25 protein-coding genes are annotated in these 24,943 nt (G+C 62.0%); 11 read left to right on the forward strand and 14 right to left on the reverse strand.

The window, feature by feature from the left end; genetic code table 11:
- Positions 1–938 precede the first annotated feature (938 nt).
- Both mnmG and mnmE read right to left on the reverse strand, forming a co-directional pair.
- Positions 939–2,810, reverse strand: coding sequence for a tRNA uridine-5-carboxymethylaminomethyl(34) synthesis enzyme MnmG (gene mnmG / locus SAZ10_RS22270; RefSeq protein ID WP_318611577.1), 1,872 nt, complete (start codon positions 2,808–2,810; stop codon positions 939–941).
- Between the two features lie 544 nt (positions 2,811–3,354).
- Entirely contained in the window at positions 3,355–4,680 is a 1,326-nt protein-coding gene (gene mnmE / locus SAZ10_RS22275; RefSeq protein WP_318611578.1) for a tRNA uridine-5-carboxymethylaminomethyl(34) synthesis GTPase MnmE, read from the reverse strand.
- A 171-nt stretch (positions 4,681–4,851) separates the two neighbouring features.
- On the opposite strand from mnmE, the gene SAZ10_RS22280 reads away from it, so the two are divergent.
- Positions 4,852–6,870: a thioredoxin domain-containing protein gene (locus SAZ10_RS22280; RefSeq protein ID WP_318611579.1), complete on the forward strand. Its 2,019-nt coding sequence runs from the start codon at positions 4,852–4,854 to the stop codon at positions 6,868–6,870.
- Between the two features lie 207 nt (positions 6,871–7,077).
- Here SAZ10_RS22280 and rho read toward each other — a convergent pair whose 3' ends face one another.
- From rho to hemE, 3 genes are all read right to left on the reverse strand, one after another.
- A complete protein-coding gene (gene rho, locus SAZ10_RS22285; RefSeq protein WP_318611580.1) occupies positions 7,078–8,343 on the reverse strand; it encodes a transcription termination factor Rho in 1,266 nt (421 codons plus the stop codon).
- A gap of 162 nt (positions 8,344–8,505) precedes the next feature.
- The gene (gene hemJ / locus SAZ10_RS22290) at positions 8,506–9,045 is read right to left on the reverse strand and encodes a protoporphyrinogen oxidase HemJ (RefSeq protein WP_318611581.1); all 540 of its coding nucleotides are present in this window, start codon (positions 9,043–9,045) and stop codon (positions 8,506–8,508) included.
- Complete coding sequence (hemE, locus tag SAZ10_RS22295; RefSeq protein WP_318611582.1) at positions 9,042–10,076, reverse strand: uroporphyrinogen decarboxylase; 1,035 nt, start codon at positions 10,074–10,076, stop codon at positions 9,042–9,044. The genes hemJ and hemE overlap by 4 nt, the downstream gene beginning before the upstream one ends.
- Before the next feature lie 396 nt (positions 10,077–10,472).
- Here hemE and SAZ10_RS22300 point away from each other — a divergent pair, with 396 nt between their 5' ends.
- The 5 genes from SAZ10_RS22300 to dnaQ all read left to right on the forward strand — a co-directional run bounded on the left by SAZ10_RS22300 (position 10,473) and on the right by dnaQ (position 14,178).
- Positions 10,473–11,294 (forward strand): pyruvate, water dikinase regulatory protein, encoded by an 822-nt coding sequence (locus SAZ10_RS22300; RefSeq protein WP_318611583.1) that lies wholly within the window; start codon positions 10,473–10,475, stop codon positions 11,292–11,294.
- Positions 11,295–11,383: 89 nt separating this feature from the next.
- The gene (locus SAZ10_RS22305) at positions 11,384–11,983 is read left to right on the forward strand and encodes a Maf-like protein (protein WP_318611584.1); all 600 of its coding nucleotides are present in this window, start codon (positions 11,384–11,386) and stop codon (positions 11,981–11,983) included.
- Entirely contained in the window at positions 11,976–12,830 is an 855-nt protein-coding gene (locus SAZ10_RS22310) for a shikimate dehydrogenase (RefSeq protein WP_318611585.1), read from the forward strand. The genes SAZ10_RS22305 and SAZ10_RS22310 overlap by 8 nt, the downstream gene beginning before the upstream one ends.
- Entirely contained in the window at positions 12,827–13,429 is a 603-nt protein-coding gene (coaE, locus tag SAZ10_RS22315) for a dephospho-CoA kinase (RefSeq protein WP_318611586.1), read from the forward strand. Before SAZ10_RS22310 ends, coaE begins: the two co-directional genes overlap by 4 nt.
- A 41-nt stretch (positions 13,430–13,470) precedes the next feature.
- Positions 13,471–14,178 carry a DNA polymerase III subunit epsilon gene (dnaQ, locus tag SAZ10_RS22320; protein ID WP_318611587.1) on the forward strand — a complete coding sequence of 236 codons (708 nt, stop codon included), beginning with the start codon at positions 13,471–13,473 and terminating at the stop codon, positions 14,176–14,178.
- 211 nt (positions 14,179–14,389) lie between these two features.
- On the opposite strand, the gene secB is transcribed toward dnaQ, so the two are convergent.
- Both secB and SAZ10_RS22330 read right to left on the reverse strand, forming a co-directional pair.
- Positions 14,390–14,902 (reverse strand): protein-export chaperone SecB, encoded by a 513-nt coding sequence (gene secB, locus SAZ10_RS22325; protein ID WP_318611588.1) that lies wholly within the window; start codon positions 14,900–14,902, stop codon positions 14,390–14,392.
- Positions 14,903–15,042: 140 nt separating this feature from the next.
- A complete protein-coding gene (locus tag SAZ10_RS22330; RefSeq protein ID WP_318611589.1) occupies positions 15,043–15,981 on the reverse strand; it encodes a ribose-phosphate pyrophosphokinase in 939 nt (312 codons plus the stop codon).
- 131 nt (positions 15,982–16,112) lie between these two features.
- Here SAZ10_RS22330 and SAZ10_RS22335 point away from each other — a divergent pair, with 131 nt between their 5' ends.
- The gene (locus SAZ10_RS22335) at positions 16,113–16,658 is read left to right on the forward strand and encodes an AAA family ATPase (RefSeq protein ID WP_318611590.1); all 546 of its coding nucleotides are present in this window, start codon (positions 16,113–16,115) and stop codon (positions 16,656–16,658) included.
- 54 nt (positions 16,659–16,712) lie between these two features.
- Here SAZ10_RS22335 and SAZ10_RS22340 read toward each other — a convergent pair whose 3' ends face one another.
- On the reverse strand, positions 16,713–17,294 hold the full coding sequence (locus tag SAZ10_RS22340; protein ID WP_318611591.1) for a histidine phosphatase family protein: 582 nt from the start codon (positions 17,292–17,294) through the stop codon (positions 16,713–16,715).
- A 36-nt stretch (positions 17,295–17,330) separates the two neighbouring features.
- Positions 17,331–17,816, reverse strand: a complete 486-nt coding sequence (locus SAZ10_RS22345) for an FxsA family protein (RefSeq protein WP_318611592.1) — start codon at positions 17,814–17,816, stop codon at positions 17,331–17,333.
- A 206-nt stretch (positions 17,817–18,022) separates the two neighbouring features.
- On the opposite strand from SAZ10_RS22345, the gene SAZ10_RS22350 reads away from it, so the two are divergent.
- The 4 genes from SAZ10_RS22350 to SAZ10_RS22365 are packed head-to-tail and all read left to right on the forward strand — an operon-like array spanning position 18,023 to position 20,779.
- Positions 18,023–18,739 carry a Tim44/TimA family putative adaptor protein gene (locus tag SAZ10_RS22350; protein ID WP_318611799.1) on the forward strand — a complete coding sequence of 239 codons (717 nt, stop codon included), beginning with the start codon at positions 18,023–18,025 and terminating at the stop codon, positions 18,737–18,739.
- A 29-nt stretch (positions 18,740–18,768) separates the two neighbouring features.
- Entirely contained in the window at positions 18,769–19,875 is a 1,107-nt protein-coding gene (locus SAZ10_RS22355) for a murein transglycosylase A (RefSeq protein WP_318611593.1), read from the forward strand.
- Entirely contained in the window at positions 19,872–20,426 is a 555-nt protein-coding gene (locus tag SAZ10_RS22360; RefSeq protein ID WP_318611594.1) for a Smr/MutS family protein, read from the forward strand. Before SAZ10_RS22355 ends, SAZ10_RS22360 begins: the two co-directional genes overlap by 4 nt.
- A complete protein-coding gene (locus tag SAZ10_RS22365; protein ID WP_318611595.1) occupies positions 20,423–20,779 on the forward strand; it encodes a helix-turn-helix domain-containing protein in 357 nt (118 codons plus the stop codon). The genes SAZ10_RS22360 and SAZ10_RS22365 overlap by 4 nt, the downstream gene beginning before the upstream one ends.
- 81 nt (positions 20,780–20,860) lie before the next feature.
- On the opposite strand, the gene SAZ10_RS22370 is transcribed toward SAZ10_RS22365, so the two are convergent.
- From SAZ10_RS22370 to hslV, 5 genes are all read right to left on the reverse strand, one after another.
- Positions 20,861–21,847, reverse strand: coding sequence for a DUF1402 family protein (locus SAZ10_RS22370; RefSeq protein ID WP_318611800.1), 987 nt, complete (start codon positions 21,845–21,847; stop codon positions 20,861–20,863).
- 98 nt (positions 21,848–21,945) lie between these two features.
- Positions 21,946–23,256 carry an ATP-dependent protease ATPase subunit HslU gene (gene hslU, locus SAZ10_RS22375; RefSeq protein ID WP_318611596.1) on the reverse strand — a complete coding sequence of 437 codons (1,311 nt, stop codon included), beginning with the start codon at positions 23,254–23,256 and terminating at the stop codon, positions 21,946–21,948.
- 6 nt (positions 23,257–23,262) lie between these two features.
- Positions 23,263–23,856, reverse strand: coding sequence for a DUF2585 domain-containing protein (locus SAZ10_RS22380; RefSeq protein ID WP_318611597.1), 594 nt, complete (start codon positions 23,854–23,856; stop codon positions 23,263–23,265).
- On the reverse strand, positions 23,853–24,389 hold the full coding sequence (locus SAZ10_RS22385; RefSeq protein WP_318611598.1) for a GNAT family N-acetyltransferase: 537 nt from the start codon (positions 24,387–24,389) through the stop codon (positions 23,853–23,855). Before SAZ10_RS22385 ends, SAZ10_RS22380 begins: the two co-directional genes overlap by 4 nt.
- Positions 24,376–24,924 (reverse strand): ATP-dependent protease subunit HslV, encoded by a 549-nt coding sequence (gene hslV / locus SAZ10_RS22390; protein WP_318611599.1) that lies wholly within the window; start codon positions 24,922–24,924, stop codon positions 24,376–24,378. Before hslV ends, SAZ10_RS22385 begins: the two co-directional genes overlap by 14 nt.
- Positions 24,925–24,943 lie beyond the last annotated feature (19 nt).

Consider the following 24,943-nt stretch of genomic DNA (forward strand, 5'->3'; position numbering starts at 1 on the left):
TGAAAAGCGCATGCCCCGTCCCCTTTCTGAGTCTCGACAACCAGAAGGTAGACGGAAAATCCCCGTCTTGCGGGGCATGCGCCTGCGGCATTTCGATTCACCAGAAATTTTCCCCGGACAGCCCTGCGGAAGCCGGGAGAGGCAACCGACATTGCGCACTGGCCTGGGTGTCCTGCAATTCGGTTGACACCGACCTAAATGGCCTCTGCGCATCGTCGGGGCGTAGTACGACCCAAATGCCAAGCTCCTCCTTATCCCCTGTGGCTCCCCTGTGGGAGAAGGTGGCTCAGCGCGAAGCGCCGGGACGGATGAGCGACTATCTGAGGTGTCAAGTTGCATTAGCGAACTCGATGCGCGCATCGCGTGCTGTGCTTCTGGAGAGACCAGGTGCTGAGGAGTTCACCAGCGCCTGAGACACCATCATCGAGCGCTTTCTCTGGCAACGCGCCCTGCAAACCCCTACTCCGTCTCGGCGCTGCGCGCCGATCCACCTTGCACACAAGGGGCTAGCGTGCGCACACATCTGATTCGGAGGCGCCGCTTCTTCGACGGGCCGGAGACCGGGGAAGGCACCTTTTCCAGGCTGTTGCGCCCGACTGTCGACAAATCCGCCCCTTCACCCCGCGTTCCGCTAAGCCATTGATTTTATTGGTCGAAAATCACATGTGAGCGCACTCTAGCCAACAAGGGGAGAAGGGGGAGCCTCGCATTTCCGCTTCAGCCAATCCTCCGGGTTCGGTGATTAGCTTTCAGCTGAACGCCTTCTTCACCCAGTGGCTTTTCCCGACAGGGAGGGGCGGGTGACGTAAACTCAAAAACCCGAAGGCTCTGGGCGACATGTCCGACACATTGCCTTCAGGACATATCTGACACATGCCTTCAGTAGTTGGCCTTGCTCTTTCAGTCGACCGCCACCGCTGGACTGTTCTCGCCCCGGCTCACGCCGCCCCTTTCCGCAGCTCGATCTCGGCATTCCTTATATATGCCAGGATCAGCCCGAGCGCCGCGGGCGTCATGCCATCGATGCGCTGCGCCTCGGCAATTGACCGCGGCTTGCGGATACGCATCTTCTGTTTGAGTTCGTTCGAAAGACCGGGAAGGTCCGTGAAGTCCAGATCAGCAGGGATGGACCGAGCTTCTTCTCGACGCACGACCGCCGCGTCGGCGGCCTGGCGGTCGAGATAAACCGCATATTTCGCTTCGGTCTCGAGCGCCTCTGCCGACCGCTCGTCGATGCCGCCAAGTTCCGGCCAGATCGTCTTGAGCCGCTCCAGATCGACGTCACGATAGGCAAGAAGATCGAATGCTGATCGACGAACCCCATCGCGATTCATTTCGAGTCCGAATCGGGCCGCTTCGTTCGGGGTGAGCGTCAGGCTCTTAGCCAGCGTTCGTGCGCGCCCCAATGCGTCCTGTCTTGACCTGAACCGGCCTGCCCGCTCGGACTGGACGATCCCGAGTTTCATCCCGAGGGGAGTCAGCCGATCGTCTGCATTGTCGGCACGCAGCGACAGTCGAAACTCGGCGCGCGAGGTAAACATGCGGTAGGGCTCGGTGATCCCGTTGCTGGTGAGGTCGTCGATCATCACGCCGATATAGGCGTCGGCTCGCCCGAAGCTCATCTCGCCGGCGTCGGAAGCTTTGCGCGCCGCATTGATGCCGGCGACAATGCCCTGTGCAGCAGCCTCCTCATAACCCGTCGTGCCGTTGATCTGCCCAGCCAGGAAAAGGCCAGAAATGCGCTGTGTTTCCAATGACTTAGATAGCTCGCGCGGATCTATGTGATCATATTCTATCGCATAGCCGGGCTGCAGCATGCTGGCCCGTTCAAGCCCGGGAATCGTCTTCAATATGTCGAGCTGGACTTCCTCCGGCAGCGAAGTCGAGATTCCGTTGGGATAGATCGTATCGTCCTTGAGCCCCTCAGGCTCGAGGAAGATCTGATGGCCGTCGCGATCGCCGAATTTGACGATCTTGTCCTCGATCGATGGGCAATAACGCGGCCCGATGCCTTCGATCGACCCGGAATACATGGCGGAGCGGCTGAGATTGGCTCTTATCACTTCATGTGTTGCCGGCGTCGTACGGGTGACCCCGCAGGCGATCTGCCGGTTTGCCAGACGATCGGTCATAAGCGAGAAGAAGGCTGGCACCTCATCCGCAGCCTGCATGTCCAGCGACGCCCAATCGATACTGCGCCCGTCGAGCCTCGGCGGGGTGCCCGTCTTCAGCCGGCCGAGCTTGAATCCGGCGCGGACGAAGGTCCCAGACAGTCCCACCGACGCCTTTTCATTCATTCGGCCCGCTGGAAATTTGCGCTCTCCGATATGGATCAGCCCGCGCAGGAATGTGCCGGTCGTCAGCACGACGGCACCGCAAGAGAGCAGGCGCCCATCCGCCATCGCGACCCCGGCAACGCGTCCTTCGGCTATCGACAGATCGACCACTTCTCCTTCGACCACAGTAAGTTTCGGCTGCGAATCGATCGCGGCGCGCATGGCGTTGCGGTAAAGCCTGCGATCGGCCTGGGTGCGCGGACCGCGCACAGCGGGGCCCTTGCGGCGATTGAGCAATCGGAACTGAATGCCGGCTGCGTCGGCGACCCGTCCCATCAGCCCGTCCAGCGCATCGATCTCGCGGACGAGGTGGCCTTTGCCGAGTCCGCCGATTGCCGGGTTGCAGGACATCACGCCGATCGTGTCGGCGCTGAGGGTGACAAGCGCGGTCTCGGCGCCGGCCCGCGCCGATGCGGCCGCGGCTTCACAGCCGGCATGACCGCCCCCGATGACGATGACATCGAACTTCTGCATAGGCCAGCCCTTCGTCCTCAAGCGCCGCTTTGTCAAGTTGTGCGGGGATCGTTTCGGATTCACGTGAAACATTTTGGCGGCAATCATGCACACATCCGGCGAGCCGCTGTGAGCTTTTTGCGCAGGACCCAGCGCAAAAAGGAGAATTAGGACCGTGCTATGGCGGGCACATTGCCACGTGCGAGACGCGCGCCTGACTTTACCGCGGCAAGGCTGACAGCGCCCCCCTGTCCTGCCGGACATCTTCTCCCCATGGGGGGAGGTCGGACGGCCGCTTGGATTTCGTCAATGGTCAGCGTCTGAGATTGGCGAAACCGCTGATGACGGCCGATCTCGCCCCTCGTGGTGGAGATGTCCGGCAGGACAGAGGGGGGCGACGTAGGGCACTTACCTTCCGCACTTCCCAGGGAAACGTCTGTTTCCGCAGTTCTTCACCGTCAGATAGCTGCAAACGCCAAATTCATGGCGCCGCATGTGCAGTGTTTCACGTGAATCCGGCGGCCCGTCGCCGATCACCGTCCCCTCGCCGTCTGTTTCACGTGAATCACTTGCCGATACAGAACTCCGAGAAGATGACCCCGAGCACCTCCTCCACATCCACGGTGCCGGCAATTTTCCCGAAAGCTTGGCTTGCGAGCCGAAGCTCCTCGGCACGCACCTCGAGGTCCGCACCTTCCCTAAGCGACCCGGTCAGGCGCCCCGCGGCTTCCCTGAGCAGGGCGACATGACGAGCTCGAGCCGGAAGCAGGCTTTCGACCGCGCCGATTGCCGCTCCTGCCTTGTTCGCGATCAGCCCAAGAAGCTGGTCGACACCCTCTCCGGTCTTGACGGAGATCGTCAGGTCGAAATGGCCGCCGGCAGACACCAAGCGGCGGTCGACCAGATCGGCCTTGCTGCCGACCCTCAGCCTCTCCGCCTGTGATTCAGGAAACGTTAACCCTGCCGGGGTGCTCATGTCTTCCAGCAGCACCACAAGGTCTGCCTTACGCACGCTCTCCAGCGCCCGCTCAATGCCAATCGTCTCGACCTTCCCCGCGCCCTCACGAATTCCGGCCGTGTCGGTCACCACCACCTTTACCCCGTCAAGATCGAGGGCGACATGCACGAGGTCCCGCGTTGTGCCCGGTTCGTCGGTGACGATCGCGACGTCGCGGCGCGCCAGCGCATTGATTAGGCTCGACTTGCCGGCATTGGGCGCGCCAGCAATCACGACGGAATAGCCCTCCCGGATAATCTCCGCACGGTGGAAACCTTCCACATGCGTCCCGATCTCGCCGACCAGCGCAGCGACGTCCTGCCAGACCTGATCGGAGACGGAGCCGGGGACATCGCCTTCGTCGGCGAAATCGAGCTCGGCTTCGATCATCGCCCGCGCATGCACGATGCGCTTGCGCCAGCCGGTATAGATCGAGCTTTGTGCGCCGCCGGCACTCACCACTGAAAAGCGCCGCTGCGCCTCCGTCTCGGCCGAAATCAAGTCGGCCAGCGCTTCAGCCTCGGTCAGGTCCATCTTGCCGTTGAGAAAGGCCCGGCGGGTGAATTCACCCGCTTCTGCAGCACGCAGGCCAGGGATGCGCGAAAGCGCCCCGGTCATCGCGTCGACCACTGCCCGCCCGCCATGGACGTGCAGCTCGGCACAATCTTCTCCCGTAAAGCTAGCGGGTTCAGCAAAGAACAACACGAGGCCTCGATCGATCAGATCGCCGCTTGTCGACCGAAAATCCGACAGAACGGCTCGCCGTGCCGGCGGCACTTTTCCGGCGATCGCCTCCAGCGCCAATCGCGAATGGGGACCCGACAGCCTGATAACCGCGACGCCCGATGGCGGCCTGCCGCTCGACAACGCAAAAATCGTGTCCGGGAATTGCATTTGCCGCGGCCTCCACGTCGCCCTAACTTCGCCAGCAGGTCCCGCAACCTGTCCCAGGGAGTCTGCGGTCAGACCTGTAAGAACCTGTAACAACAGGAACTAACCAGCCATTTGGGAAAAACCCTCAAAATGTCCGGCTAGATCCGAACGGCCAATCCCAGAAAGCGACCCGTGCCCCTACCACAGGCCAATCTGCTCGCGGAAGAGACGAGCCCTTATCTCAGGCAGCACAAGGACAATCCAGTCCACTGGCGTCCCTGGTCTCGAGCGAGCCTCGCGGAGGCGGCGGAGCTCGACCGCCCGATCCTTCTCTCGGTCGGCTATGCGGCCTGCCATTGGTGCCACGTGATGGCGCATGAAAGCTTCGAGGATCCGGATGTCGCGGCCCTCATGAACAGGCTCTACGTCAACATCAAAGTGGACCGCGAGGAGCGGCCCGATATCGACCAGATCTACATGGCCGCCCTCAGCGCCACGGGCGAGCAGGGTGGCTGGCCGCTCACCATGTTTCTGACACCCGGGGCAAAGCCCTTCTGGGGCGGAACCTATTTTCCCAAGAACCCGCGCTTTGGCCGCCCCGGTTTCATTCAGGTTCTCGGGGCCGTCCATCGCGCCTGGCAGGACCGGCGCGACGAGCTGGCGAATACCGGCAATGTGCTGAACGATCACGTCGCTGCACGGCTTTCGGCACTGGATCCGGCCGCGGACGAAACGGCGCGGAGCTTTTTGCCCCAGCTCTCCGGCAGCATCCACTCGATGATCGATCACCGGCTCGGCGGACTGCGTGGGGCGCCGAAATTCCCCCACGCGCCCTTCATGGTCACGCTCTGGCTAAGCTGGCTCGAAAGCGGCAATACGGACCACCGCGATGCCGTCATCCTCAGCCTCCGCAATATGCTCGACGGCGGCATCTACGATCATGTCGGCGGCGGCCTCTGCCGTTATTCTACCGACGCCGAATGGCTCGTCCCGCATTTCGAGAAGATGCTCTACGACAACGCGCAGCTCATCCGCATCGCCAATTGGGCTTGGGCGGAAACCGGCGACGAGACATTTCGCGATCGAATCGAAACGACCGTCGAGTGGCTGCTGCGGGAAATGCGTGTCGAGGGCGGCGGCTTCGCGGCAAGCCTCGACGCCGACAGCGGCGGAGAGGAGGGCGCTTTCTATACCTGGGATCGCTCCGAAATCGAATCGGTGCTGGGCCCCGACTCGGAGACCTTCTTTTCCGCTTACACCCTGTCGGGCCCGGCAAACTGGGAGGGCAGGCCGATTCTCCACCGCAGCAGTTCGCCGGATGGTGCGGCATCGGGCGAGGGTCTCCGGCCATTGCTGGGCCGCCTGCTCGACCATCGGGAGACACGCGTGCGGCCGGGCCGTGACGACAAGGTGTTGGTCGACTGGAATAGCCTCCTGATTGAAGCGCTGGCGCAAGCAGCGCGGGGCCTCGATCGACCCGAATGGTTGGAGGCCGCAAAATCGGCTTATCGTTTCGTTCGTGAATCGAAGGATGCAGATGGGCGCTTGCCGCATTCGATCCTCGGTGATCGAAAGCTGTTCCCGGCGATGTCTTCGGACTACGCCTCCATGGCTGGCGCCGCAATCGCGCTCTACGAGGCCACCGGCGAAGCCACCTACGTGAACGATGCCTCGGCCTTCCTCGAACTCACCGATCGCTGGTACATCGACGAAGCTCATGAAGGCCACTATCTGACGGCGTCCGACGCCACCGATGTGCCTATTCGAATTCGCGGCGACGTCGATGAGGCAATTCCCTCGGCCACCGGTCAGATCATCGAAGCCTTTGCTCGCGTCGGCACCGCGACCAATCGCATCGATCTCCTCGACCGTGCCTGGACAATCGCAAAGGCCGCGTCAGGGCGCTTGCGCAGTCAGGCTTATGGGCAGTCCGGCATCGTGAACGCGTGCACCATGCTCGAAAGCGCCCGAAAGCTGGTCATTGTCGAGGATCAGGCCGGGCCGACACTATCGAAGGCGGCACGCGCCCACCCAGACCCGCGGCGCGCCGACCTCGTTCTGCCGCTCGGGGGGGAGCCCGTCGAATTGCCCGGCGGGGTGAAGCTGGATACGAGCCGGGCCGCCGCCTGGCTCTGTATCGGCCAGGCCTGCCTGCCGCCGATCGACGATGCAGCCGAGCTGGAAAAGGCGCTGCGGCCGACCGGCGCCTGAGCCAAGTGGGCGGCGCAAAGGTGTCTTACGATTTTACGATGACAACCTACGCCACCGGTCTTAGAGCGGCTGACGCCGGACAAATCCCGGCTGCCGCTCTATCTGTCTGTTTTTGGCATCTGTGCGATGCCAAGTGATTTCACGTGGCAGCAAAATGCTTTCGGCACGCATTCGTGGCTTGTTCCACCACTACCTGCTTAGAGTGCCTCAGGTGTTCATCGAATCGAAGAACTCGGAATTGCTCTTCGTCTGCTTGAGCTTGTCGATGAGGAATTCGATCGCGTCCGTGGTGCCCATCGGCGCCAGGATCCGGCGCAGCACGAAGATCTTCTGGAGGTCGGCGCGAGGCACCAGCAAATCCTCCTTACGCGTGCCGGACTTGAGGATGTCCATGGCGGGGTAGATGCGCTTGTCGGCGACCTTGCGGTCGAGCACAATTTCGGAGTTGCCTGTCCCCTTGAACTCTTCGAAAATCACCTCGTCCATGCGGCTTCCGGTATCGATCAGCGCAGTCGCGATGATGGTGAGCGAACCGCCCTCTTCGATGTTGCGCGCCGCGCCGAAGAAGCGCTTCGGCCGCTGCAGGGCGTTGGCGTCGACACCGCCGGTAAGCACCTTGCCGGATGATGGCACCACCGTATTGTAGGCGCGGCCGAGGCGCGTGATGGAATCGAGCAGGATGACCACGTCGCGGCCATGCTCGACAAGGCGTTTCGCCTTCTCGATTACCATCTCGGCGACCTGGACGTGGCGCGCCGCCGGCTCGTCGAAGGTCGAGGAGACCACCTCACCCTTCACAGAACGCTGCATGTCGGTCACTTCTTCCGGCCGCTCGTCAATCAGGAGAACGATGAGGTAGCACTCGGGATGGTTGGCCGTGATCGAATGGGCGATGTTCTGCAGGAGCACCGTCTTGCCGGTGCGCGGCTGCGCGACGATCAGCGCGCGCTGTCCTTTGCCAAGCGGCGCGACCAGGTCGATCACGCGCGGCGAAATGTCCTTGGTTGTCGGATTGTCGATCTCCATCTTCAGCCGCTTGGTCGGGTAGAGCGGCGTCAGATTGTCAAAATGGATCTTGTGCCTGATCTTCTCCGGATCATCGAAGTTGATCGAGTTGACCTTGAGCAGTGCAAAGTACCGTTCGCCTTCTTTCGGGCTACGGATCGGTCCTTCGACCGTATCGCCTGTCTTCAGCGAGAAACGCCGGATCTGTGAGGGCGAGATATAGATGTCGTCCGGGCCGGGAAGATAGTTGGCGTTGGCGGAGCGCAAAAAGCCGAAGCCGTCCTGCAGCACTTCGACCACACCGTCGCCGATGATCTCGACATCCTGCGCAGCGAGCTTCTTCAGGATCGCGAACATCAGCTCCTGCTTGCGCATGACGCTCGCATTCTCGACCTCGAGCGATTCGGCGAACGCGATCAGGTCCGTCGGCTTCTTGTTCTTGAATTCCTGTAATTTCATTTCCTGCATGGGCGTTCTCGGGAAAATGGCGAAGCAGCGGTACGCTAGGCGTGCCGGAAGCGCTGGCTCAAAAAGGAACAAACGGCGCTAGGCGGGGGAGAGAAGGCCAACTTCTATCCGCGCTAAAGCGAAAGAGCAAGGGCTCTAAGCTCGAACCCCACAGCCGCCAAGCTAGAAAGGCTTAACGACAACAAGGATCACGATAGCGATCATAAGTAATGTGGGAACTTCGTTGACGATCCGCCAGTGGCGCGCCGGCCTTTCATTGCGATCTTCGGCAAATTTTCTGACTGCAGCCGACAGATAGCCATGCACCCCGGACATTACCAGAACCAGCGCGATCTTGGCGTGCAGCCAGCCGCCGCTGAAGCCAAAACCTTTCCAGGCAAGCCATAGCCCAGCTGCCCAGGTCGCGAGCATGGCAGGATTGATGATGGCACGCAGCAGCCGCTTCTCCATCACCTTGAACGTCTCGGACTGCTTCGAGCCGATCTCGGTATCGACATGGTAGACGAAGAGGCGCGGCAGGTAGAGCATGCCCGCCATCCAGGAGATTACCGCGATGATGTGGATCGCCTTGATCCAGAGATAGTAGTCATCGGGAACGAGCAAGAAGAGCGCGGCCACCAAAACGACGAAGAGGGCCAGCGCGACCGCGGTTCGAATTCCAGGCGATCCGCCGCGAGCGGCAGTGTGCCGAGCCTCGTTCATCGCTTCGTCCTCCCGCGGACCCGCGCGATCATTTCCTCGACATGCTCGACGGGTGTCTCGGGCGTGATGCCGTGACCGAGATTGAAGATGAGCGGCCCTTTACCAAGTTCGTCGAGGATCCGATCGATGCCTTCGGCAAGCGCCCGGCCGCCTGCAACCAGTCTCAACGGATCGAGATTGCCTTGAACCGGACCAGCCTTCTGCAAATGCCGCGCCTGCGACAACGGCACGGTCCAGTCGAGCCCGAGCGCCGTCACGCCCGTCTGCTCCCGGTAACCGCCATAAAGCGCACCCGCACCCTTTGGAAAACCTATGATCGGCACGTCGGGGTAGCTTTCTCGCACCCGCGCGACGATCCGTTTCACCGGCGCGACACAAGCTGCCTGGAAAGCCGCTTCATCAAGCACACCTGACCAGGAATCGAATATCTGCAGCGCATCGGCCCCCGCCTCGATCTGCCGGACAAGGTAATCGGCGGACCAATCGGCGATAAGGGCGAGCAGCTTCGCGAACGCTTCGGGGTGTCGATAAGCGAAAAGCCTGGCTGGCGCCTGGTCCGGCGTGCCCTGGCCGGCGATCATGTAGGTCGCGACCGTCCAGGGCGCGCCGGAAAAGCCGATGAGCGTCGTCTCGGCGGGCAGATCCCTCTTCAGCCGGCGCACGGTTTCGTAGACCGGCTCAAGCTTCTCGTGAAAACGACTGCCGTCCAGGCGTTCGATCTCGCTCGCTGCAATCGGCGTCATCAGCGGACCGAGCCCCTCCTCGAAACGCAGGTCGCGTCCGAGCGCATGAGGAACGACGAGAATGTCGGAGAACAGGATCGCTGCATCGAAGCCAAAGCGCCGGATCGGCTGCAGCGTAACCTCGACTGCGGTGTCGGGATTGAAGCAAAGGTCCAGGAAACCACCTGCCTTGGCTCGGGTCTCGCGATATTCGGGAAGATAGCGTCCCGCTTGGCGCATCAGCCAGATCGGCGGCGGGAAGACCGCCTTGCCCTGCAGCACCTCCAGCACTGTTTTCCTGCCGGCCACGGCGTCTCCAGCCTCGCGCTTCAAATCAATATTCATCTCTTAAAAGAGTTTTCTGATTCTAAGACTCTGTTGGAATCGGGAGTTCGCATCGATCCCCGGTTTCGGCTCCGAAACGACTTTCATCAGCCCAAGAACGGCCTTGGATCTGCATATGTCAACAACGGGGGTAACTCTAATTACGCATTAGATTTCATGGTGTTAGTTCCCTGCCATTTGCATGATCGGGCACCATGCCTTGGGATGGCTCGAACTCTCCCGGCTCTTATCCCCAAAGTCAATCGGCGTTCCGCCGCAGGGCAAATTGTGGACGGCGGTGTGTCTGATACAGTCCGTCTCGGCCGGACTGGCCGGAACTCACCTTCCGCTCACAGCTTTCCACAGCAGGTCATTTAAATCGTGAACAAACCGCAAAGCTTCTTCCATCTGCATCTTATTTCCGATGCGACGGGCGAGACGTTGATCGCAGCCGGGCGGGCCGCATCCGCGCAATATAAGGATGCCCGGGCGATCGAGCATATTTACCCGCTGATTCGCACCGACAAGCAGCTCGCCAATGTTCTCGAGGACATCGAGCTCGAGCCCGGCATCGTGCTCTATACGCTTGTCGACCAGAACCTTGCCCGCACCATCGACGAGCGCTGCGCAGCGATGGGCTTGCCCTGCGTTTCCGTGCTCGAGCCGGTGCTTGCCGTTTTCCAGTCATATCTCGGCACGCCCGCCGGCCGCCGCGTCGGTGCGCAGCACGTGCTCGACGCCGAATATTTCCGCCGCATCGATGCGCTCAACTTCACTATGGAGCACGACGACGGCCAGCTGCCCGAGGACATCGAAGAGGCCGAAATCGTCCTGGTCGGCATCTCGCGCACTTCCAAAACGCCGACCAGCATCTATCTCGCCAATCGTGGCATAAAGACCGCCAATATCCCGATCGTGCTCGGAGTGCCGATGCCGGGCAGCCTGACCAATGCCAAACGGCCGCTGATCGTCGGGTTGATCGCGACGGCGGAGCGCGTCGCCCAGGTGCGGCAGAACCGCGTGCTCGGTGCAGCCGCCGGGATCGACACCCAGAGCTATGTGGACAAGGCAACTATTTCGGAGGAGCTTTCCTACGCGCGTCAGCTCTGCACGCGCAACGGCTGGCCGATGATAGACGTCACACGCCGCTCGATCGAAGAGACGGCGGCAGCGATCGTTGCGCTGCGCGGCAAGGCGCGCTAGATGCCGCAGGGTTTACGGCGGGATAGATTCCTCGCGCTTCAGCCCTCCGTTTTTGCGTCATGCTCTAGCGCCAACATCGGAAGCAGCAGATGTCCGCAAAGCTGATCCTTGCCTCCGCAAGTCCGTTCCGCCAAGCGCTGCTCGCCAATGCCGGGCTCGATTTCCTCTCGGAACGGCCCGACATCGACGAACGCGCGGTCGAGGCACCCCTCGAACGGAGCGGAGTGAGCCCCGAGGATGTGGCGATGATCTTGGCAACCGCCAAGGCCAACGATGTCAGCGCCGACAATCCTGGGGCACTCGTCATAGGCTGCGACCAGACGTTGTCGCTCGGCGACGAAATCTTCCACAAGCCGGCGAACATGGAAGCCGCGCGGCGTCATTTGCTGCGTCTCTCCGGCAAGACCCATCAGCTGAACAGCGCGGTGGTTCTCGTGCGGGACGGCGAGATGGTGTGGTCCTATCTTGGCGTGGCGCAGCTGACTATGCGCAACCTCGATCCGGCCTTCATCGGCCGCCATCTTGCGCGCGTGGGCGACAAGGCCCTGTCGAGCGTCGGCGCCTATCAGGTTGAGGGCGAGGGCATCCAGCTTTTCGAGAAAATCGAGGGCGATTATTTTACCATTGTCGGCCTGCCGCTGCTGCCGCTGCTCGCCGAACTGCGCAAGCTCGGAGCAATCGATGGCTGACGGTTCCCCGCAAGTCCCGGTCCATGCCTTCGTCTGCGGTCATCCGATTGCGCATTCGCGATCGCCGATGATTCATGGCTATTGGCTGAAGGCTTACGGCCTGAACGGCAGCTACCGGGCAATCGACGTCGAGCCTTCCGAGTTCCCTGAATTTCTGAGGAGCCTGCCTGAGTCCGGTTTTGCCGGTGGCAACATCACGATTCCGCACAAGAAGGCGGCCTTCATCGGCGTGGGCTATCGCGACGAGGCGGCTCAGTCGACCGGTGCAGTCAATACGCTGTGGCTCGAGGACGGTCATGTCTGCGGGGGCAACACCGATGTCGCGGGCTTTGCCGGAAACCTTGACCAGTTCGCCCCGGAGTGGCGCAAGGCAAAAAGCGCTGTCGTGATCGGCGCCGGCGGCGCCGCCCGCGCCGTAACCTACGCACTGAAGCAGGCCGGCATCGGCGAAATCCGCGTCGCCAACCGCACGCCGGAGCGCGCGGCCGAGCTCAAGGACCGCTTTGGCGACGGCGTAACGGCATCCGGGCTCGAGGCGCTTCGCGAAGTTCTTGCCGAAGCTGATCTCCTGGTAAACACGACTTCGCTCGGCATGCATGAGGGTGATGAGCTGCCGGCCGATCCGGATCTGCTGCCGGATCACGCGATCGTCACCGATATTGTCTATGTGCCGCTCGAGACCCCGTTGCTTGCCCAGGCGGCCCGCCGCGGGCTGAAGACGGTCGATGGGCTCGGCATGCTGCTCCATCAGGCCGCGCCCGCCTTCCGCAAATGGTTCGGCGTGATGCCTGAAGTTACCGACGAGCTCAGGGCCCTGGTGGTCGCCGATATCGGGCAGAGCAGATGATCGTGCTCGGCCTGACCGGCTCGATTGGCATGGGCAAGTCGACCACGGCGAAACTCTTTGCCGAAGCCGGCGTGCCCGTGCACGATTCGGATGAGGCCGTGCACAGGCTCTATGCCGGCGCAGCCGCACCTTTGGTCGAGAAAGCCTTCCCGGGCACCGCCATCGCTGGTGTCGTCGATCGTGTGGCGCTGTCCAAAAAGGTCGTCGGCGATGCCGAAGCGATTGCGCGGCTCGAGAAGATCGTCCACCCGCTGGTGCGGGCCGATGCCGACCGCTTCGTCGCAAGCGCTCGCGCAGCCGGCGCGCAGCTGGTTGTGCTCGACATCCCCCTGCTGTTCGAGACCAACGGCACCAGCCGGGTCGACAGGATTGCCGTGGTCTCCGCGCCGGCCGAGCTGCAACGCGAGCGCGTGCTGTCGCGACCCGGCATGACGGAAGAGAAATTCGCGGCCATCCTTGCCCGGCAGACGCCGGATGCCGAAAAGCGACGGCGCGCCGATTTCGTGATCGACACCAGCGAAAGCGTCGAAGCGGCGCGCGGGCAGGTAGAGGCGATCATTCGCGAATTGACGGGGAAAACCTCGGCCCTGTCGCATTGAGCTTGTCGGCTGGGCTATTCTCGGCACAACGGAGTGATTCGTTGCGCGAAATCGTCTTTGACACGGAAACGACTGGCCTCGATCCTTACCAGGATCGGATCATCGAGCTCGGCGGCGTCGAGCTGGACAACCGTTTTCTCACCGGCCGCACCTTTCATTATTACATCAATCCGCAGGGGCGCCAGATCAATGCCGAGGCACAGGCGGTCCATGGCATCGGCGCCGCAGACCTCGTGGACAAACCGCCTTTCGACCAGATCGCGGACGAGTTCCTTGCCTTCATCGACGGCGCCAAGCTGATCGCTCACAACGCCTCCTTCGACATCAGCTTCATCAATGCCGAATTCGAGCGGCTCGGTCATCTGCCAGTCGTGCCGGACCGTGTGGTCGACACACTTGCGATCGCGCGCCGCAAGCATCCGATGGGGCCGAATTCCCTCGACGCCCTCTGCCGTCGCTACGGCATCGACAACAGCCGGCGCACCAAGCACGGCGCATTGCTCGATTCGGAGCTGCTGGCCGAGGTCTATATCGAGCTGGTCGGCGGCAAGCAGGCCTCGCTCGTGCTGGAGACCGCTATGGAGGTGCAGCAGGGGATCGAGATCGATATCGCTGCCGTCACGATCGGTGCGCGCCCGCGTCCGCTCACTCCACGGCTTTCCGAAGCAGAACTCGCCGCGCATGCCGCAATGGTTGCAGGGCTCGGTGACGCTGCAATCTGGAAGCGGCTGAACGCTACCCATGATTGAAATGGCGCGGCCATAGCCGCGCCTGCCCTCAAATTCTTACCCGGTTCTGCACATAGTGGAAGAAGACGCTCTGCATTTTGCGTCTCCGTCAAACTCAGGCGTTTGAGATTTGCGGCGAACTAGATGCCAAGCTCTCCCTTCGCCCCTGTGGGAGAAGGAAGAGCCGCCATATGCGCCTCGGCCAATCTCCGGCGTTGGAGATTGCTGGAAATCAGCTTACCTGGACCTTGGCTTTCGCCTGATCTTCGGCGAGCTTCTGCTGGAACATTTGCGCGAAATCGATCGGATCCAGCATCAACGGAGGGAAGCCGCCATTGCGCGTAGCTTCGGCGATGATCTGACGCGCGAAGGGAAAGAGCAGCCGCGGGCACTCGATGAAGAGGATCGGCAGCATGTGCTCCTGCGGGAAACCGTCGATGCGGAACACGCCGCCATAGACCAGCTCGACGTTGAAGAGCACTTCCTTGTCGAAGTTCGCCTTGGCATTGAGCGTGAGATTGACATCGAACTCTTTCTCCGAGAGCGGATTGGCGCCGACATTCACGCTGATGTTGATACCGGGAGCCTTGTCTCGGGGGCGCAGCGAATTCGGCGCGCCGGGGCTCTCGAAGGAAAGGTCCTTCACATATTGCGCGAGCACGTTGAGTGTCGGCTGCGCCTGACTGCCATTGCCGTTCTTGGTAGCGTCGGTGCCGGTCTTTGCGGCCTCGTCATTATTGGCCATGGGCCGTTCCCTTGCTTCTCTTGTTTTTGTCTTCGGCCTGTAGCGGCCCGGTTCGAAAACGCGCGCTGGCTAGCACGCTGACCGGACCAACACAAGCTCGCAGGCAGGCGCATGGGCCGGAAGTTTGGCCTCCACCGCGCCTAGTTGAACAGGGCGCTGACAGATTCTCCGTTGTTGATGCGCCGCATGGCCTCTGCGAGCGCCGGCGCGATGGACAATACGGTCAGTTTGGGCAGACGCTTTTCTGCCGGGATCGGGACAGTGTTCGTGGTGACTATTTCGAGCACGTCCGGCTCGGCAGCGAGGCGCTCCGCGGCGGAACTCGCGAAGACCCCATGCGTGCAGGCAATCCGGACGGAGCGCGCATTGTGGTCGCGTAGATGCCGGAGCAGTTCCAAGATCGATCCGCCGCTCACGATCTCGTCGTCGAGGACGATGACGTCGCGGTCTCTGACATCGCCGATGAGCATCGAGATCGTGACTTCAGTGTCGCTCAGCCTCTGCTTTGCACCGGCAGCGACGGGTAGCCCCAGCCTCCTCGCGAAGGCGGCCGCGTTCTTGGCATTGCCGAGATCGGGCGACACCACCACGCCGTTGGTGAGATCGTAGCGCCGGAAGTAATCCGAGAGCTCCCCGAGCGCATGGAGGTGGTCGACAGGGATACTGAAGAACCCATGGACTTGCGGAGAATGAAGCGTCATCGTCAGGACCCGATTGGCCCCCGCCGTCGCCAGGAGGTCGGCGACAAGACGGCCGCCGATCGAGATGCGCGGGGCATCCTTCTTGTCGGAACGAGCATAGGCATAGTGAGGCATTACCGCCGTCACCCGCGACGCGGACGCGCCCCTGGCGGCATCGAGCATCAATAACAGCTCGACCAGGTGATCCTGCACCGGCGCGCTCAGCGGCTGAATGAGAAAGACATCCTGCTCACGGCAATTCGCCTGCAACTGCACCTCGATGCAGCCGTTCGAGAATCGCTTGAGTTGGGTCGGCAGCAAAGGTACCTGGAGCTTCGCGCAGATCTCTTCCGCCAGTTCGCGATGAGCACTACCACTGAAGATGGCAATCGGACCCACCGATTCGCTCCTCATGGCGTTTAAGCAGCTTCGCGCGCCGCTTATCGCAGACCGGCTGGTATGGATCAAGCATTGTCAGCCGGAGACAGGCAGCGCCGGACGCTGTCGCCACTCGTGAAGGTCAGGATTGAATGGAGAACCAAGAGCTTCCGCAAATTCTCGTCGTCACGGGAGGAATGGCGGCCGGGAAATCGACCGTGGCGCAGGCGCTTGCGGAGCGGCTGCCGAAAAGCATTCATTTGCGTGGGGATATCTACCGCAAGATGATCGTCAACGGTCGCGAGACGATGGGCCCCGACTTGTCGCCCGAGGGATTGCGGCAGCTTCAACTACGCTACGAACTCGCTTGCCATGCCGCCTCGGAATATGCCGCCGCAGGCTTCCAGGTCGTTTACCAGGACGTGATCCTGGGAAAGTCGCTCCTCGATGTGGTCGGCCGACTGCGCAGGTTTCGCCCGGGCGTTGTCGTCCTCGACCCTTCGCCGCAAGTCCTGGCAAGTCGCGACATAGCGCGCGAGAAGACGGCTTACGGCGATTGGGCCGCGACGCACATGCGGGAACTGCTTCACGCCGAGACACCGAAGATAGGGCTTTGGATCGACAGTTCGGCCCACACCGTCGAGCAGACGGTCGCCGAGATCCTCGCCCATCCTGCGAAGACGATCCAAGGTATGTGAACCCCCCGCTGGACTACAGGCCGCCCGAACTGACTGTGCGCCGGCCGTCCCTCGTTACCTCTGGTTCCAGCGTCGGATCACCGGTTCGGTGAGGTCGTGCTCGTAGCCAAGTATGCTGATGCTTGCGGTATCGAGGACGAAATGTGCTCCGTCTGCGCCAAGCAATCCGAGCCAGCGGGCGGAGAGCACCCGGAGGAAATGGGAACTGGAAAAGACCAGGACCTTGCCGTCGAGCTCCCGCAGTGCCGCGACGACCAGGTCGGCCCTCGCCCCGATAGCCGACACACTCTCTCCGTCGGGACATCCGTCGCGAAAAAGGCGCCAGCCGGGATGTTGTGCGAGAATTTGCTTCGTGGTCAGCCCCTCATACGCGCCGTAGTCCCACTCCGCCAGCTCTGGTTTCCTGAGTGCTGCCGAGCCGAACCCGGCAAGCACGGAGGTATGGAACGCGCGTTCAGACGGACTGGACCACACAGCCGAGAATGACAGCCCCCGCAACCGGGCGGCAAGCTGGCGCGCCGCTTCTTCTCCGGCTGCAGTCAACGGTATATCGGTCCGGCCGGTGTGCCTTCCCGATGCGCTCCATTCCGTTTCGCCGTGCCGGACCAGATAGACCTCCGGAAGCCCATTATCCATCTCACACTCCGATAGGCGTGGGCCGACGGCGAAAGCTTATCGACGATCGGAATCGATCCGCCACGGCGATTTCGGATCTGGCGTGCGGCTGAAATCCTCAGAATCGAGATCGATCGTCTTGCCGCCGCGACGCTTCGTACCGAATCCATCGAAACCTGCGCCGAAGGAGCTGACGACAATCCGCCTCTTCAGGAGCCGCCAGACGAACTCGCGCACTGGCGGAATGAAGAGCAGCAACCCAAGAATGTCACTGACAAAGCCCGGGATGAGGAGCAGAATACCGGCAAGCATGATCATGGCGCCGTCCGCCAGCTCACGGCCGGGGTCGCGCCCGGCTTCAAGCTCGCGGCGAATCCGGGTGACGACGCTGAAGCCCTGGACGCGCAGCAGCGTCGAGCCAACGATCGATGAAAGGATGACCAGCGCAATCGTCCACAAAACACCGATCTTGCTGCCGACGATCACGAAACCCGCGATCTCGAGCAGCGGCAGGCCGATAAGGATGAGTCCAACGAACGGCAAATGTCTCAAGCCTTCCTGTCTTGTCGAATATGGCAGGCGCACGCTGTGCCGGCACATTCACCAAAAGATGGGTATGGACGGCTTTGATTTGAATGATTGCGCCCGCCATTCTATATGGTGGCTCTGATCAGGAATAGCGCATTGCTGCCGCCGGAGGCATACCGACCGGGAAGCGACGCCGAGGACAGGGAATATTGACGGAAGACATGGGCTTCTTCGACTTCGGCACGATTTTCTTCCTGATTGCCGCCGTGGTGATCTTCTTCCAGTTGCGCAACGTGCTCGGGCGCCGCACTGGCAATGAGCGTCCGCCCTTCGATCCCTATACCGCAGCGCGTAGCCGGGAGAAGAAAGACGCGGCTCCCGCAACTTCCGGCACGGAAAACGTCGTTTCTTTACCCAAGAAGCGGTCGCCCGGCGCTGACGAGGACGCGTATAAGGTGATTGATACCGTGGCCAAGCCCGGTACCGACCTCAACAGGGGGCTGCGCGCGATCAAGGACGCCGATCAGAGCTTCGATCCCAAGGGCTTCGTCGACGGCGCCAAGATGGCCTACGAGATGATCGTCATGGCTTATGCGGATGGCGACCGGAAGACCTTGAAGAACCTGCTCTCGAAAGAGGTCTATGACGGTTTCGTTTCGGCCATCTCCGAACGCGAATCCCGCTCGGAAAAGATCCAGTCCTCCTTTGTCGGCATCGACAAGGCCGAGATCGTCTCGGCCGAGATGAAGGGCAGTGAAGCGCATATCACGCTGCGCATCGTGAGCGAGCTGATCTCGGCCACGCGCAATGGCGCCGGCGAAGTGATCGATGGCGATCCCGAGACTGTTGCCGAGGTCAAAGACGTATGGACCTTCGCCCGTGACACGCGCTCGCGCGATCCCAACTGGAAGCTGGTCGCCACCGAAGCGGAAGACTGATCGGGACAAGTCGGGCGGGAGTATCTGGCGTGGCGCTTTCCCCGCTGTTCCATCCCGTCTCCTTCGACGAGGTCCCCGGCTGGCGCGATGACGACAAGTCGCAGGCGTTTGCGGCCTTCCGGCGGTCCGCCTGCCGTTTTCTAGAGAAGCCGTACAGGAGCGGCAGTCTCGGCGTCGAGGCCGGGTCGTTTGCGACAGCTTACGCAGCCGCCCTTAACCTCGGGGCAGTCGGTCCGGCAGAGGCCGACGCCTTTTTCGTCGAGCATTTCCGTCCTGCGCTGATCGCGCCGAAAGATGGCGGCCGCGGCTTCGTGACCGGCTTCTACGAGCCGGAGGTCGAAGCTTCGCCGGTCGCCACCGGCCGCTTCACCGTTCCCCTGCTTTCGCGCCCTGACGATCTCATCGATATCGACGAGACAAATCGCCCTGCCGGTTTTGACTCCTACTTTGCCTTCGGCCGGCAGGCGGACAACGGCATCGTCGAATATTATGATCGCGCTGCCATCGAGCAGGGCGCGCTGGACGGATGCGGGCTGGAGATCGCCTGGCTGGCGGACAGGGTCGACGCCTTCTTCATTCATGTCCAGGGCGCAGCCCGGCTTAAGATGACCGACGGCACGATCCGCCGGGTGACCTATGCGGCAAAGACCGGGCACCGCTTCACCGGCGCGGGGCGCGTTCTCGCTGATCTTGGCGAGATTCCACCCGGCGACGTCACCATGCAGTCGATCCGGATGTGGTTTGGCGACAATCCCGGCCGCGTTAACGAGATTCTTTGGCAAAACCGCTCCTATATCTTCTTTCGCGAGGCACCTGTGCCGGACGAATCGCTCGGGCCGATCGCGGCAGCCAAGGTCCAGCTCACGCCGGGCCGCTCCGTTGCAGTCGACCGGCTGCTGCACACCTTCGGCACGCCCTTCTTCATTGATTCTCAAAGCCTTCTGGCTTTCGACGGTGCACCGTTCCGGCGCCTGATGATCGCACAGGATACCGGCTCGGCCATTACCGGCCCGGCACGCGGCGACCTGTTCGCCGGATCGGGTCGCGCGGCCGGCGAAATTGCCGGCGTCATTCGCCATCCGGCCGACTTCTATGCCCTTCTGCCGCTCGGATTGTTCGCGGAGCAATCCGCATGAGCAGCCGCTTGCGGGGCGAGCTCAGCGAGGAGGACCGCATCGTCTGGGCGATGGTGGCCAAAACCGCCAAGCCGTTGAAGGGCAGGGCTGTGCCGTTGCCCGAACCAGTCGCAGTGGAAGCTGCTCCCATGGAAAAGCTGCTGTCGACTGCGGCGCCGGTTCTTGCCCAAGCTTCCGAGAAGGCGATTCACAAGGAAAAATCCGGGGCGCACCCCTTCGACAAGCAGACGCGCGACAAGCTTCTGAAGGGCCGCCTGCCTATCGAGGCGCGGGTCGACCTGCACGGTATGACGCAGAGCGAGGCGCATGGGCTGCTGCTGTCGTTCCTGCATCGCGCGCATGCCAGCGGTCTCCGCTATGTGCTGGTGATCACGGGAAAAGGCACGTCCTTCGGCAGCGAAGGCGCGCTGAAGCGGGCTGTGCCCGCCTGGCTCTCGACTCCGCTGTTTCGCGCACTGGTGAGCGGCCACGACAATGCCGCCCGCCAGCACGGCGGCGCCGGTGCTATCTATGTCAGGCTGCGCCGCCTCAATGAAGGCCGCTCGCTTTGACCCCGTTCGGTGCAAAGCTTCGCGAGCTGCGCCGCGTCAAAGGCGTGTCGCAGAAGGAAATGGCCGCGACGCTCGGTGTAAGCGCGGCCTATCTGTCGGCGCTGGAGCATGGTCGGCGCGGCCTGCCGAGCTGGGCGATGGTCCAGAAGATCATCGGCTATTTCAACGTGATCTGGGATGATGCCGATGAGCTGGAGAAGCTCGCTGCCAGCTCAGACCCGCGCGTGGTCATCGATACGGCTGGACTCTCGCCGAATGCCACCGAGCTTGCCAACAAGCTCGCCCGACGCATTTCGCAGCTAGGCGAGGACGATCTGACGGCGATCGCCGCAATGCTCGATCGAAGATCGTAAAACTAAGCGGGCTCTTTGGTCCGAAGCGCAAAGGAAAGGATAGAGCCGAGGCGATCCAATGTGGACGCCGCCGCTCTAAATTTAGAACACCGCCTTCAGCTCCGGCAGCTTCTCGTTGACCAGCCAGCCGTAATAATTCTCTTGCGGCAGGCGCGGTTCGAGCCCCTGTGCCTGCCTGTCGGCATTCTCCGCCCTGAGCGCGCGCGCCCGCGCTTCGGGATTGCCCAGATTATAGAGCGTCGCGGTGAGGCCGGGATTTTGTGAGATGTCGAAGCCGGCGATCGATTTGTAAGCGTCGATCGATTTCCTCAGTGTCGCAGCGACATAGGGAAGCGTCATGTCAGGATCCATGATCGTCTTGTAGACGCTGCGCGGATCGCTGGCATCGAGCCGCGGAAAGCCGGACACTCGATGAACATAGTCGCTCATTTCGAGCGCCGTCAGCGGGTTGAGCTGGCCTATTCCGAAGGTCTGGCCGGCATAGAATGGCTGGAAGAAAACGGCGCTGAACCGGTCGTTCGGAAAGCTATTGCGCCCGCGGAAGCTTGCTTCCCATACCGACTCGCGGCAGGTCCACAGCTCGTAGCTGTCCTTCAAACCGCTGCAGGCCGCAAATTCCGGCCGCTGGACGAAGTCGTCGACATTCTCGCCCCCGTAGGAGAAGGAGATTGCCTGATCGAGATAAGAGATCGCCTTGATGTAATAGGTCTGCAGCCGGTCGTAGGCATCGACATTATAGGTGTGCTCGCCGACGATCGCGCCGACGATATGCATCGGATCGATGCCATAGGCCGCTGCTGATTCGCGGATCTTCGCGCGTAGCTTGTTGTCGTTCGCAAGCAGCTTGTAGACCTTGCGATACTTCGCCTCATAGGTGGTCTTGAGCGCCTGTGTGCGCGACGCTGACCCGCCAGGCACGGGTGGCTGCTCCTGGTTGCGGTTGCCGGGAGGCACGATCGTTGCTGCCGCAGCCGCCACGGCGCCGGCAAGCAGCGCGGCGATGGCCAGTCCGGGCAGTCGCCAACCGCTACTCCGAGGGCTCGTCAGGGCCGGCGCGCTTTCGCGCATGCAGGGAGCAGCGCTTCGCTTTTTCAAAAGATCCCCCATCTCCTGCCGACGGCCCGTCCGACAATGAAACGGGCGCTACAAGCGCCCGCCCCGCCTTACTACAGGATAAATCGGGACAAATCTGTGTTCTTGGCGAGATCGCCGACATGCTGGCGGACATAGTCGCCATCGATGACGACCTCGCCTCCGGATTGATCTGGCGCGTTGAAGGAGATTTCGTCGAGCACGCGCTCCATGACCGTCTGCAGGCGCCGTGCGCCGATATTCTCGACGCTGGCATTGAGGTCGACGGCGATTCCGGCGAGTGAATCGATCGCGTCATCAGTGAAGGTGAGCTTCACGCCTTCGGTCTCCATCAAGGCGATGTACTGCTTGATGAGGCTCGCCTCGGTTTCGGTCAGGATGCGTACGAAGTCCTCCTTCTCGAGCGCACGAAGCTCGACGCGGATCGGCAGGCGGCCCTGCAGCTCCGGCAGGAGATCCGACGGTTTGGAAACATGGAACGCGCCGGAGGCGATGAAAAGGATGTGGTCGGTCTTCACCGGGCCGTACTTTGTCGCGACAGTTGTGCCTTCGACGAGCGGCAGCAGATCGCGCTGTACCCCCTCGCGGGAAACGCCGGCGCCGATGCCGCCCTCACGCGCCGCGATTTTGTCGATCTCGTCGAGGAACACGATGCCGTCATTCTCGGTCGCCTCGATCGCCTTGCGCACGACCTCGTCCTGGTCCAGCAACTTGTCGGATTCATCGGCGATCAGGAGCTCGTAGGAGTCCTTCACCGTGGTCTTGCGCATTTTGGTGCGTTTGCCGCCCATGGCCTTGGCCAGCATGTCGTTGATGTTGAGCACGCCGATATTGGCGCCGGGCATGCCGGGAATCTCGAAGCCGCCCATGCCGCCGCCGGTATCGGCAACCTCGACCTCGATCTCTTTGCCATCCAGCTCGCCGTCGCGCAGCTTCTTGCGGAAGCTGTCGCGCGTGGCCGGGCTCGCCGTCTTGCCGACCAGGGCTTCCAGCACGCGTTCCTCGGCATTGAGGTGCGCGCGCGCCTTGACGTCCTCGCGCATCTTCTCGCGTACGAGGCCGATTGCCGCTTCGACGAGGTCGCGTACGATCTGCTCGACGTCGCGGCCGACATAACCGACTTCGGTGAACTTGGTCGCCTCCACCTTGATGAACGGCGCGCCGGCAAGCTTCGCCAGACGCCTCGATATCTCGGTCTTGCCGACGCCGGTCGGGCCGATCATCAGGATATTCTTCGGCATCACCTCTTCGCGCATCTGGCCTTCCAACTGCTGGCGCCGCCAGCGGTTGCGCAGGGCGATCGCCACGGCGCGCTTTGCGTCTTTCTGGCCAATGATGAAACGATCGAGTTCCGAAACGATCTCGCGAGGGGAGAAGGTGCTCATTTCAAACTATCCACTTTGCCACTGCCTGATGAACTCGAACGGATGCAGCAGCATGATCACGTTGAGCGTCAGATTGTCCCGGATGAGATAGCCCGTGCCGAGCTCGAAGAGGAGGGCAAGAGCTGCCGTTGCAAATATAGGGAGGCGCCACGCCAATACAAAGCCGAGCACCATGGCGAGGGTGTCCGAGACCGAATTGAGGATAGAGTCGCCATAGTAATCGAGGGAAATGGTACCGGCGCGATAGCGGTCAATGATGAAGGGGCTGTTCTCGAGGATTTCCCAGCCGCCTTCCACTGCGACAGCCAGCGCCAGCCGCGTTGCGACAGGCCAGCCCGGAAACAGATAACGCGCTGCCGCATAGAACAGGAAGCCGTGAATGATGTGCGATGGCGTGTACCAGTCGGAGATGTGTTGTGAGTTCTCCGAGCTCAGCACGACGCCGTGCCAGAGTTTGACATAGCCGCACTCGCAGATCGGCGTGCGTCCCATCGCGTAAAGAATCGCGGCCTGGGCCGCAACCAGCGCGACGGCTACGAGCAGACCGGCCGTAGCCGCCGCAGCTCCCGGCCGCACGGCCGACCCGCCTGGAACCGTCATATCTCCCCCTCTTCTGCGTCGCGGGCCATGAGGAGCACATGACCATAAATCGATGTGCGCTCGCCGATCGCCCGAAATCCAGCCTTCTCATAAGCGCGGACAGCGCGGGCGTTCGCGGGATCGGGATCGATGATCACACGCGGAACGCCTTCCGCGAAAAGCTCCTCGATGAACTGGCTGAGAAGCGCCGAACCATGCCCTATGCCGACCATCCGAGGATTGCCGATCGACAGATCGAGCCCGAGTGTGCCGAAGGGCTGATCCTGATAGGGATGGTCGTCCTCCAGATGCGGGTCGTAACTCTGGAGATAGGCAATCGCCTTTCCGTAGAGCTCGACGATGAGGGGCTCGGTGGAGATGCTGTCCATGGCCTCGCGGATCTCCGCAAGTGAAGCCTCCGGCCCGTCGCCCCACCACTCAGCCACATGCGGTTCGGCAAGCCACGCCGCAAGCAGAGGCAGGTCGTCTTCGCTCACGGGCCGGAAGCGATAGCGCTCCGCGCGGACCCGGGCCTGCTTGTCAGGTGGTCTCAAGCGTTTCCACCACAACGTTGTGGTTGGTGTAGACGCAGATATCGGCGGCAATCTCCATCGCCTTTCGGGCGATGGCTTCCGCATCGATGTCGGTATCGATCAGCGCGCGGGCAGCCGCCAGCGCATAGTTGCCGCCCGAGCCGATCGCCATGACGCCGTGCTCGGGCTCGAGCACGTCGCCGGTGCCGGTCAGCGCCAGCGTCACATTCTTGTCGGCAACGAGCATCATCGCCTCGAGGCGCCTCAGATAGCGGTCGGTGCGCCAGTCCTTAGCGAGCTCGACGCAGGCGCGCGTAAGCTGTTCGGGATATTGCTCGAGCTTGGCCTCGAGCCTTTCCAGTAGAGTGAAAGCATCGGCGGTGGCGCCCGCAAAGCCGGCGATCACATTGCCCTTGCCGAGGCGGCGCACCTTGCGCGCATTGCCCTTCATGATGGTCTGGCCGAGGCTCACCTGGCCGTCGCCGGCGATCACGACCTTGCCGCCCTTGCGCACCGTCACGATCGTTGTGGCGTGCATGCTTGGTTCGTTGGACATGGAATTTCTCCGATTTCGC

The organism is Mesorhizobium sp. BAC0120 (assembly GCF_033542235.1).
Classification (GTDB): domain Bacteria; phylum Pseudomonadota; class Alphaproteobacteria; order Rhizobiales; family Rhizobiaceae; genus JAWRCU01.